The sequence below is a fragment of the Sphaerisporangium sp. NPDC088356 genome, assembly GCF_040685555.1.
Classification (GTDB): Bacteria; Actinomycetota; Actinomycetes; order Streptosporangiales; family Streptosporangiaceae; genus Sphaerisporangium.
Genome location: NZ_JBFBIK010000173.1, coordinates 1 through 10,731, shown reverse-complemented (window position 1 = coordinate 10,731; position 10,731 = coordinate 1). Strand labels below are relative to the sequence as shown.

The following is a 10,731-nucleotide window of genomic DNA, read 5'->3' as shown; positions in this document are numbered from 1 at the left end:
GGCGTCCCGGCCGGGCCCGCGGCTGTGCGCGACCGGCTAGGGGAGGGCGAGCATGCGGTCGAGGGCGACCTTGGCCCAGCGCGTGGTCTCCGGGTCGACGGTGATCTGGTTCACGACCTCGCCGTCGGCGAGCGACTCCAGGGCCCAGACCAGGTGCGGCAGGTCGATGCGGTTCATCGTGGAGCAGTAGCAGACCGTCCGGTCGAGGAAGGTCACGGTCTTGTCCGGGTGCCGGGCGGCCAGCCGCTTGACCAGGTTCAGTTCGGTGCCGACGGCCCAGGATGACCCGGCAGGGGCCTCGTCCAGCATCTTGATGATGTACTCCGTCGAGCCGACGTGATCGGCCTTGGTGACGACCTCGTACCGGCACTCGGGGTGGACCAGCACGTTGACGCCGGGCACGCGCTCGCGGACCTCGTCCACGCACTCGGGGGTGAACCGGCCGTGCACCGAGCAGTGCCCACGCCAGAGGATCACCTTGGCGTCTCTGAGCTGCTGATCTGTGAGTCCCCCGTTCGGGCGGTGCGGATTGTACACCACGCAGTCGTCCAGGGAGAAGCCCATCTCCAGGACTGCCGTGTTGCGGCCGAGGTGCTGGTCAGGCAGGAACAGGACCTTCCTGTCCCCGGCCCGCTTCGCGGGCCCCTCGGGGCTCTCGTCGAACGCCCAGGTCAGGGCGCGGCGGGCGTTGGAGGAGGTGCACACCGCGCCGCCGTTGCGCCCGCAGAACGCCTTGATGTCGGCGGAGGAGTTCATGTACGTGATCGGCACCGTGATGTCGGCGATCCCGAGATCCGACAGGACGTCCCACGCCTCCTCGACCTGGTCGAACGTGGCCATGTCGGCCATCGAGCATCCAGCGGCGAGATCGGGCAGTACGACCCGCTGGGCGTCGCCTGTCAGGATGTCCGCCGACTCGGCCATGAAGTGGACCCCGCAGAAGACGATGTACTCGGCGTCCGGGCGGGCCGCCGCCTCGCGGGCGAGCTTGAAGGAGTCTCCGGTCACGTCGGCGAACTGGATGACCTCGTCGCGCTGGTAGTGGTGCCCAAGCACGAAGAGCCTGTCGCCGAGGGTGGCCTTGGCCCTGACCGCACGCGCGACCAGATCCGGGTCAGAGGCCGGAGGCAGCTCGCCGGGGCAGTCGACGCCGCGCTCGCTGTGCGTGTCGGTGCCCTGGCCGAGCACGAAGAGCGGGAGGCCGGTCTCGGTAGTCGTCACGGCTGCAACACCTCTTAGAGGACTTATCGTCTAGTTGACGACTAAACACTACACATGGGCGGGAGCTAGTGTTTTCCGGGGGGTTGGGTAAACCGTACGGTGAGACAGGAATGTGTAGCGGCGCCCAGCTGTTGGTAGCGTCTAACTGAGACCTCAGAACAAGGCCTCCGTCCCCGAGGGGCGTTGGGGCAGACGGGGAGTCAAACAAATGACGGTTGAGAGCAGCGAGACCACGCAGCAGGGTTTGGTCCTGACCGACGCGGCCGCGTCCAAGGTGCGCAGCCTGCTGGAGCAGCAGGGCGAAGATGGGCTGCAGCTGCGCGTCGCAGTCCAGCCCGGCGGCTGCTCGGGTCTGCGCTACCAGCTCTTCTTCGATGACCGCTCGATGGACGGGGACGTCGTCTCCGACTTCGGCGGCGTCAGCGTCGTCACCGACCGGATGAGCGCTCCGTACCTCATGGGCGCCACCGTGGACTTCGTGGACACCATCGAGAAGCAGGGCTTCACGATCGACAACCCGAACGCCACGGGTTCCTGCGCCTGCGGCGACTCCTTCAACTAGCAGCGCCGGCCGGCATCCCCGCCCGTGGATCCCTCCACGAGGCGGGGTGTCGTCATGCCCGGCCCCGTTCGCCGGCGCACTCGCCGTGGCCTCTCCGGCGGCGCCTCACGGGTGCGCGGCGACCCCGCTTGGGCGTTCTAGGGGTTCGAGCGGCATCGCCACAGGTGACAAAGGTCACTCCTGGTCGCCTGCTGGATCACCCGGCCCTCGTGGAGATCGTCGGGAGCCGGTCCTCCAGCCTTGGGCGCCCTTTCGTGCCGTATTCTGGGCCGTCCGTCGAGGCTGACAACGAGGAGATTGACCCCGTGCGCATCGCCGTCACCGGCTCCATCGCGACCGATCACCTGATGACCTTCCCTGGCAGTTTCGGGGAGCAGCTCATCGCCGAGCAGCTTGATCGTGTGTCGCTGTCCTTTCTCGTCGACGACCTGCAGGTCCGGCGCGGAGGCATCGCCGCCAACATCTCCTTCGGCATGGGCTGTCTCGGCCTGTCGCCGATCCTGGTCGGCGCTGTCGGCTCCGACTTCGCCGACTACCGTTCCTGGCTTGAGCGCCACGGGGTCGACTGCTCCTCCGTGCGCGTCTCAGAGCTGCACCACACCGCCCGGTTCCTGTGCACCACCGACGAGCACCACAACCAGATCGCCTCGTTCTACACCGGGGCGATGGCCGAGGCCCGCGAGATCGAGCTGCAGCCGATCGCCGACCGCGTCGGCGGCCTCGACCTGGTCCTGATCAGCCCGAACGACCCCGCCGCCATGGTCCGCCACACCAAGGAGTGCCGCCTGCGCGGCATCCCGTTCGCGGCCGACCCCTCCCAGCAGCTGGCCCGCATGAGCGGCGAGGAGATCGCGTCGCTGATCGACGGCGCCGCCTACCTGTTCACCAACGACTACGAGAAGGCGCTCGTCGAGCAGAAGACCGGCTGGTCCGACGAGGAGGTGCTGTCGCGCGTCGGAGTGCGGGTGACCACCCTCGGTCCCAAGGGCGCCCGCATCGACCGCGAGGGGGAGCCGGGCCTGCACATCCCCCCGACCCCCGAGCTCGGCAAGGTCGACCCGACCGGGGTCGGTGACGCCTTCCGCGCGGGCTTCCTGTCGGGGCTCGTCTGGGGCATGTCCCTGGAGCGCTGCGGCCAGCTCGGCAACCTCACCGCCACCCACGTCCTAGAGCACGTCGGCGGCCAGGAGTACCAGCTCGGCAGGCAGGGCTTCCTCGACCGGTTCGCCGCCTCCTACGGCACCGCCGCCTCGGCCGAGGTCGAGCCGCACCTCCAGTGCCTGTACTCCTGATCACCGTGCCCGCTGGGGCCGCCCGGCGGGCATCTGTACGGATCAGTAGTTGCGTCTCACGTGGATGGCCCACCCGCCCCCGGGCAGCTCGTAGCTCGCCACGTGGTGGTGGGACTTCAGCCTGCACCAGGCGGGGACGTCGGTGAAGGCGGCCGGGTCGTCGGCGAGCACGGCCACCGTCGCGTTGAGCGGCACCTCGTTGATCCGCTCGGCCAGCATGATGATCGGAATGGGGCACTTGCGCCCGAGGGCGTCGATCGTCAGCGCGGCCGGCGGCGGTGCCGCCTCCTCGGGCGCGGACTTCTGCCGGCTGGTCATCACGTTCTCACCCCTACACTCTCGCGGATGCGCCGGACGATGCCGGGCAGGACGGAGAGGAACCGGTCGACCTCCGCGCCGGACGCGCCCCTGGGCAGAGACACCCTGACGTTCCCATGCGTGAGCACTCCCATCGCCTCCAGCACGTGCGATGGCCGTAGCGTACTCGCCGTGCACGAACTGCCGGAGGATACGGCAAACCCGGCCCTGTCCAACTCCGTCAATATTGCCTCACCTGCCACGTAAAGGCATGAGAACGTGACAATGTGGGGTGCCCGTCGCGTGGCGTCGCCCACGACCTCCACATCGGGGACCAGCCGGGGCACCGCCTCGCGAACGCGGTCGACCAGCGCCGACAGCCGCGCGTTCTCCTCCTCGGCCTCGGCGATCACGGCTCGCAGCGCCGCGACGGCCGCGACGGCGGCGGGGACGTTCTCGAAGCCGGGCACCCTGCGCCGTTCCCGCTCGTCCTCCGGCAGCGGTGAGCGCCACCGGGTGCCCTTGCGGACGGCCAGCAGCCCCACCCCGGCGGGACCGCCCCACTTGTGGGCGCTGGCGGCCAGCACCGACCATCCGGCCGGGATGGGCAGCCGGCCGAGCGTCTGGGCCGCGTCGACCAGCAGCGGCACCCCGGCGGCCCCGCAGGCCTCGGCCGCCTCCGGCACCGGCTGGAGGGTGCCGACCTCATGGTTGGCGGTCTGCAGACAGGCCAGGGCAGTGCCCTCCCGGGCGACGGCGGCGGCGAACTCCGCTGGATCGACCCGTCCGGTGAGGTCCACGCCGACGGTCTCGACGGTGCCCCCCTCGCGCTGGTGCACGGCCCCGGCCTGCAGGACGCTGGAGTGCTCGACGGCGCTGGTGACCAGATGGCGTCCTGCCCGCCGGCGGCCCAGCAGTGTCCCGAGCACCCCCAGGTGCACGGCCTGCGTGCCCGAGGAGGTGAAGGACACCTCGTCCGGCCGGGCGCCGATCGCCTCGGCGGCCTCGGCGCGGGCCCGTTCCAGCAGGAGGCGCGCCCGCCGCGCGGAGCCGTACAGGCGCGCGGGATCGGCGCCGCCCGCGTCGAGGTTCGCGATCAGCGCCTCACGCGCGGCGGGGTGCAGAGGTTCGGTCGATGCCGCGTCGAAGTACGCCACGCGTTCATGGTCGCACCAGTGCCCGACGGCGATCCGCCTGGGCCGACGGTGGCGGGAGATGCAGGCAACGGCTCAAACACGTTAACGGGGGCTGGGAAGGAGGGCGGCCCCAGTGCGCGCTAATGTGTCCCCCAGCGTGACGTGAGACAACTAAGAGCGCGAATCTCGTGAATCTGGAAACGATCGCCCAGGAGGGGGACTCTTGGGCTTTATCTGTGGGGTAGGCGATCCGTGAGTCCGACCCGCCGTTCTATACGGCGTCCGTTGGCCCGTCGCAGGGTGCCACGCGCCGTCGCTTTGGCGGCGCTGCTGGTCTCCCTGACGGCGTGTGATGGCGTTGGTACGTGGTCTCGTGCTGGCATGCCGGAAGGCGTCACCAAGGAGGCCGGCATCATCCAGAGTCTCTGGAACGGTGCCTGGATCGCCTCTCTTGCCGTCGGCGTCGTGGTGTGGGGCCTGATCCTGTGGGCCTGCGCGTTCCACCGCAAGCGCAAGAACACGACCGACGCCCTGCCGCCCCAGGTGCGGTACAACCTGCCGATCGAGATCCTCTACACGACGGTGCCGATCATCATGGTGGCGGTGTTCTTCTACTTCACCGCCCGTGACGAGAACATCATCACCAAGGTGTCGGGGAACCCGGACGTGAAGGTCAAGGTCGAGGGCTTCCAGTGGAGCTGGCGCTTCACCAGCCAGTACGACGGCAAGGTCGTCAGCGTGGTCGGCACGCCGGCCCAGCGGCCCGTGCTGGTGCTCCCGGTGAACAAGAAGGTGCAGTTCGACCTCAACTCGCCGGACGTGAACCACTCGTTCTGGGTCCCCGCGTTCCTGTTCAAGCGTGACGTCATCCCTGGCGTGAAGAACGTCTTCGAGATCCAGACGCTCGACAAGACCGGCGACTTCGCCGGGCGCTGTGCCGAGCTCTGCGGTGTCGACCACAGCCGCATGCTCTTCACGGTGAAGCTCGTGCCCCAGGCCGAGTACGACCAGTACGTCAACAGCCAGGCGGGGAGTGCCCAGTGACCGCCATCAACGAACCCTCGATCCTGACGGGCGCCGCCCAAAGGCGCGCCCGCAAGGGCACGGTCATCGCCCGGTGGGCGTCTTCGACCGACCACAAGGTGATCGGGCACCTCTACCTGATCACCTCTTTCGCGTTCTTCCTGATCGGCGGCGTCATGGCGCTGATCATGCGTGCCGAGCTGGCCCAGCCCGGCCTGGAGTTCGTGAGCAACGAGCAGTTCAACCAGCTGTTCACCATGCACGGCACGATCATGCTGCTCATGTTCGCGACCCCGCTGTTCGCGGGCTTCGCCAACGAGCTCATGCCGCTGCAGATCGGCGCCCCCGACGTGGCGTTCCCCCGGCTGAACATGGTGAGCTACTGGCTCTACCTGTTCGGCAGCCTGATCGCCATCTCCGGGTTCTTCACCCCGGACGGCGCCGCGGCGTTCGGCTGGACCGCCTACACCCCGCTCTCGGACGCCGTCTCGTCCCCGGGCCTCGGCGGCGACCTGTGGATCATGGGACTGTCGATGTCCGGCATCGGCACGATCCTCGGCGCGGTGAACTTCATCACCACGATCATCACCATGCGCGCGCCCGGCATGACGATGTTCCGCATGCCGATCTTCACCTGGAACATCCTGCTCACCAGCATCCTGGTGCTGCTGGCCTTCCCGGTGCTCGCCGCCGCGCTGCTCGCGCTGGAGGCCGACCGGCATCTGGGGGCCCACATCTTCGACTCCTCGACAGGCGGGGCGATGCTGTGGCAGCACCTGTTCTGGTTCTTCGGGCATCCAGAGGTGTACATCATCGCGTTGCCGTTCTTCGGCATCATCACCGAGGTTCTGCCGGTCTTCAGCCGTAAGCCGATCTTCGGCTACATCAGCCTCGTCGGCGCGACCATCGCCATCGCCGGCCTGTCGGCCGCCGTGTGGGCGCACCACATGTTCGTCACCGGCCAGGTGCTGCTGCCGTTCTTCTCGTTCATGACCTTCCTCATCGCGGTGCCGACCGGTGTGAAGTTCTTCAACTGGATCGGCACGATGTGGCGGGGCCACCTGTCGTTCGAGTCGCCGATGCTGTTCGCGGTCGGCTTCCTGATCACGTTCCTGTTCGGCGGCCTGACCGGCATCATCCTGGCCTCGCCGCCGCTGGACTTCCAGGCGAGCGACTCCTACTTCGTGGTCGCGCACTTCCACTACGTCGTCTTCGGCACCGTGGTCTTCGCGATGTTCGCCGGGTTCTACTTCTGGTGGCCGAAGTTCACCGGCAGGATGCTCAACGACACGCTGGGCAAGTGGCACTTCTGGACGCTGTTCATCGGCTTCCACACCACCTTCCTGGTGCAGCACTGGCTCGGCGTCGAGGGCTTCCCCCGCCGCTACGCCGACTACTCGGCGGCCGACGGCTTCACCGACCTGAACGTCGTCTCCTCGGTCGGCGCGTTCATCCTCGGCGCCTCCACGCTTCCGTTCCTGTACAACGTGTGGCGCACCTGGAGGCACGCCCCCAAGGTCACCGTGGACGACCCGTGGGGCTTCGGCAACTCCCTTGAGTGGGCGACCTCGTGCCCGCCGCCCCGGCACAACTTCACCGAGCTGCCGCGGATCCGGTCGGAGCGTCCCGCCTTCGACCTGCACAACCCGCACCGGCTGGCGCCGGTCGAGGAGCTGGAGGAGGCCCGATGAAGGTTCAGGGCTGGATGTTTCTGCTCTGCGGCATCTTCTTCGCCGCGGTCGACCTCGTCTACTGGTTCTGGTCGAAGGAGCCGACCGGCACCACCGCGCTGGCCATCTCCGTGGGCCTCGCCCTGATGATCGGCTATTACCTGCTCTTCACCGCCCGCCGCATCGGCGAGCAGCCGGAGGACAGGAAGGACGCCGAGATCAGCGATGGCGCCGGGGAGCTGGGCTTCTTCAGCCCGTCGAGCTGGTGGCCGCTGTTCGTCTGCCTGGCCGCCGCGTTCATGGTCGTCGGCTTCGTCATCGGCTGGTGGATGTTCCTCATCGGGGCTTTCGCGGTGATCATGGCCTCCATCGGCTTCGTCTTCCAGTACTACCGGGGTCACTTCTCGCACTGACCGGATCAGAGGCCGGCGAGCGCCCGCGGGGCGTCCCGGCCTCCGGCCCGCCCCACGCCGATCACGCGCTTCGTACGGCCTGCCTCGCGGGCGGCCGGCGGTTTCCTTCAAGGAAACGTCGGTCGTCCGCGAGGCCTTTTTTGCCGGTCATTCCGGCGTTTCTCCTTGAGCGAAGGTACGCGACACGCTGTAACCGGGTAATAACTCACAAGGAGTGATCCATCGGAGCGGGGGAGACGTAACGTGGAACACGTCGAGATCCGGGTGGTCGCCCTTGGGGCGGGGGCGCTGGCCCTGTTGCTGGCAGGCGGTTGTACCAACGGCAGTGACCGAGAGGGAAAGGGAGCGGCTGGTTCACGGTCTGAGCTGGCTGTAAGCGTCTCTCCGGGCAACGGGGCGACCCAGGTGGCACCTGAGTTGCCGGTCATGGTGGGAGCCGTCAACGGCGCTCTCAGGAGCGTCAACGTCCGCGTCAAGTCGAGGGACACGCTGGTCGCCGGTGTGCTGAGCGCCGACCGCACCCAATGGCGCAGCAAGCGCGCGATGGCCCCGGGGGAGACCTACCAGGTGACGGTCGTCGCCGTGGACCCCTCGGGCAGGTCCAAGCAGGTGAGCAGCGAGTTCTCGACGGTCAAGGCGACCCAGCTGTTCGCCGTCGACAAGATCCTTCCGAACAAGGAGATCACCGGCCTGACGGTCGGCATCGGCATGCCGATCATGCTGACCTTCGACCACCCCATCACCGACCGGGTCTCGGTGGAGCGCAACCTCATGGTGCAGGCCTCCAATCCGGTCGAGGGGGCGTGGCACTGGTTCGACGACAAGTCGGTCTCCTTCAGGCCCAAGAAGTATTGGCCCGCCCACACCAAGGTGAAGCTGGTCGCGCAGCTCGCCGGGGTGCGCGGCGGCGCAGGCATGTACGGCAGCAAGGACTACGTCCGCGAGTTCACCATCGGACGGTCCCAGATCAGCCGCGCGGACACCGTGTCGCACCAGATGACGGTCGAGCGCGACGGCCAGGTCATCAGGACGGTGCCGCTCAGCGCCGGGGAGGGCGGCGACTGGAGGCACTACACGACCAACGGCGTCCACCTGGCGATGTCGCGCGAGGACGTCACCACCATGACCAACCCCGACACCGGGCCAGGAGGCGCCGGCTACTACAGCCTCACCGTGTACGACACCGTGCGGATCTCCGACAGCGGCGAGTACGTCCACGGCGCTCCCTGGTCGGTGGGATCGCAGGGCAACTCCAACGTCAGCCACGGCTGCATCAACGTCAGCCCGTCGAACGCCAAGTGGTTCAAGGAGACGACCCTGATCGGCGACCCGATCATCGTGAGCGGCACGCCCCGCCAGCTCGATCCGGCGAACGGGTGGGGCCACTGGCAGGAGACCTGGCCCCAGTGGCTCCGCTGGAGCGGCCTGCGGTCGGGGTTCACCACGGAGACGCTGTCGGCGTTCCCTGTGGCCGACCACACCACCACCACGGCGGACGAGTCGAAGAAGAAGGTCACCTCCTGACCTCCCGCCGGGAGACGCCGGAGGGCCCGGACGCGATCTTCGCGTCCGGGCCCTCTCGGTTGAGCGGTGGGCGGTTCAGTGACCGATGGACTTGGTGTCCTCGTCGCCGTGGCCCGTGCCGACCGCGGCGGGCGTGCCCCCGTGGCCGTCGTGCCCGTTGTGGTGGCCGTTGTGGGCCGCGTCCAGCGCGATGGCCTCGGTGTCGGCCGAGTACGTCTCGCTGAGCTTGGCCCGCAGCCTGCCGAGCGGGTTGCGCATCCCCTTGGGGGGGACGCCGTCGCCGTCCGGGGCGGCCTCGATGGCGGGGATCGGCTTCTTCCCCTGGATGTGCGCCACCAGGTCCTCGGCCGGCGGCACGTGGACCTCGATGTACTCACCGTTGGGCAGGCGCTTGATGACACCGGACTCCACGCCGTGGGACACCAGGTCGAGGTCCCTGCGCTGCAGGCCGATGCACATGCGGTAGGTGATGAAGTACGCGATCGCAGGCCCGACGATGACCAGCATCCGCCCGACCTCGGTCGTCGTGTAGAGCGAGATGTGGAACTTCGCCGAGATCCAGTCGTTGGCCCCCAGCAGCCACAGGACACCGTAGAACGTGATGGCCGCGAGGCCGATCGAGGTGCGGTGCGGGTTGTTGCGGGGCCGGTCGGCCAGGTGGTGCTCGCTCTTGTCGCCGGTGATCCACTGCTCGGCGAACGGATAGAGCGCGAGACCGGTCATGATGATGCCCATCGGCAGCAGGGCCGGGATGAGCACGCTCAGCGGGAGGGTGTACCCCAGGAAGTTGATCTCCCACGCGGGCATGAGCCGCAGCGAGCCCTCCAGGAAGCCCATGTAGAAGTCGGGCTGGGACCCCGCCGAGATGTCGGCAGGCGTGTACGGGCCGAACAACCAGATCGGGTTGATCTGGGCGAACGTGCCCAGCAGCGCCACGACGCCGAAGGTGAACAGGAAGTACGCGCCCGACTTCAGCATGAAGGACGGGTAGAACGGGGCGCCCACCACGTTGTGCTCGGTGCGGCCCTTGCCCGGCATCTGCGTGTGCTTCTGCACCCACATGAGGATCAGGTGAGCGGAGATCAGCGCCAGCAGGATGCCCGGGATGAGCAGGATGTGGATGCTGTAGAACCGGGAGATCACATCCTCCCCGGGATACTCGCCGCCGAACAGGAAGTACGTGATGTACGTGCCGACCAGCGGGAGCGAGATCGCCACACCCTCGGTGATCCGCAGACCGGCGCCGGAGAGCAGGTCGTCGGGCAGGGAGTAGCCGGTCAGCCCCTCGGCGAGGGCCAGGGTGAGAAGAAGCACACCGATGATCCAGTTGAGCTCACGCGGCTTGCGGTACGCCCCGGTGAAGAACACGCGGAGCATGTGCACCATCATGCCCGCGACGAACAGCAGCGCCGCCCAGTGGTGGATCTGCCGGATCAGCAGGCCGCCGCGGACGTCGAAGCTGATGTGCAGCGAGGACTCGTAGGCCTGCGACATGTGCACGCCCACGAGCGGCCCGTACGAGCCGTTGTAGGCGACCTCGGCCATGCTCGGCTTGAACCAGAACGTCAGGAACGTACCGGTGAGCAGCAGGAT

General features: G+C 68.0%; 10 protein-coding genes. 6 read left to right on the top strand and 4 right to left on the bottom strand.

Features of this window, described 5'->3' with window-relative positions; translation table 11 throughout:
• Nucleotides 1-36: 36 nt before the first annotated feature.
• Nucleotides 37-1,221: a quinolinate synthase NadA gene (gene nadA / locus AB0O34_RS34400; protein ID WP_363922755.1), complete on the bottom strand. Its 1,185-nt coding sequence runs from the start codon at nucleotides 1,219-1,221 to the stop codon at nucleotides 37-39.
• Between the two features lie 208 nt (nucleotides 1,222-1,429).
• Between nadA and erpA the strand changes: the two genes are divergently transcribed.
• Together erpA and AB0O34_RS34390 are read left to right on the top strand one after the other, a co-directional pair.
• A complete protein-coding gene (gene erpA / locus AB0O34_RS34395) occupies nucleotides 1,430-1,783 on the top strand; it encodes an iron-sulfur cluster insertion protein ErpA (RefSeq protein ID WP_363922753.1) in 354 nt (117 codons plus the stop codon).
• Between the two features lie 305 nt (nucleotides 1,784-2,088).
• On the top strand, nucleotides 2,089-3,075 hold the full coding sequence (locus AB0O34_RS34390) for a carbohydrate kinase family protein (protein WP_363922751.1): 987 nt from the start codon (nucleotides 2,089-2,091) through the stop codon (nucleotides 3,073-3,075).
• A 42-nt stretch (nucleotides 3,076-3,117) separates the two neighbouring features.
• Here AB0O34_RS34390 and AB0O34_RS34385 read toward each other — a convergent pair whose 3' ends face one another.
• Together AB0O34_RS34385 and AB0O34_RS34380 are read right to left on the bottom strand one after the other, a co-directional pair.
• Complete coding sequence (locus tag AB0O34_RS34385; protein ID WP_363922749.1) at nucleotides 3,118-3,393, bottom strand: sulfurtransferase TusA family protein; 276 nt, start codon at nucleotides 3,391-3,393, stop codon at nucleotides 3,118-3,120.
• Nucleotides 3,393-4,529, bottom strand: a complete 1,137-nt coding sequence (locus AB0O34_RS34380) for an aminotransferase class V-fold PLP-dependent enzyme (protein ID WP_363922748.1) — start codon at nucleotides 4,527-4,529, stop codon at nucleotides 3,393-3,395. Before AB0O34_RS34380 ends, AB0O34_RS34385 begins: the two co-directional genes overlap by 1 nt.
• A gap of 360 nt (nucleotides 4,530-4,889) precedes the next feature.
• Between AB0O34_RS34380 and coxB the strand changes: the two genes are divergently transcribed.
• The 4 genes from coxB (at nucleotide 4,890) to AB0O34_RS34360 (ending at nucleotide 9,138) form a co-directional block, all read left to right on the top strand.
• Nucleotides 4,890-5,552 carry a cytochrome c oxidase subunit II gene (gene coxB / locus AB0O34_RS34375; protein WP_363922746.1) on the top strand — a complete coding sequence of 221 codons (663 nt, stop codon included), beginning with the start codon at nucleotides 4,890-4,892 and terminating at the stop codon, nucleotides 5,550-5,552.
• Complete coding sequence (ctaD, locus tag AB0O34_RS34370; protein ID WP_363922744.1) at nucleotides 5,549-7,222, top strand: cytochrome c oxidase subunit I; 1,674 nt, start codon at nucleotides 5,549-5,551, stop codon at nucleotides 7,220-7,222. Before coxB ends, ctaD begins: the two co-directional genes overlap by 4 nt.
• Nucleotides 7,219-7,614, top strand: coding sequence for a cytochrome c oxidase subunit 4 (locus AB0O34_RS34365; RefSeq protein WP_363922742.1), 396 nt, complete (start codon nucleotides 7,219-7,221; stop codon nucleotides 7,612-7,614). Before ctaD ends, AB0O34_RS34365 begins: the two co-directional genes overlap by 4 nt.
• A 405-nt stretch (nucleotides 7,615-8,019) precedes the next feature.
• Nucleotides 8,020-9,138 (top strand): Ig-like domain-containing protein, encoded by a 1,119-nt coding sequence (locus tag AB0O34_RS34360; protein WP_363922740.1) that lies wholly within the window; start codon nucleotides 8,020-8,022, stop codon nucleotides 9,136-9,138.
• Nucleotides 9,139-9,213: 75 nt separating this feature from the next.
• Here AB0O34_RS34360 and AB0O34_RS34355 read toward each other — a convergent pair.
• Nucleotides 9,214-10,731 (bottom strand): ubiquinol-cytochrome c reductase cytochrome b subunit (locus tag AB0O34_RS34355; protein ID WP_363922738.1); only part of this gene is annotated, 1,518 nt, incomplete at its 5' end.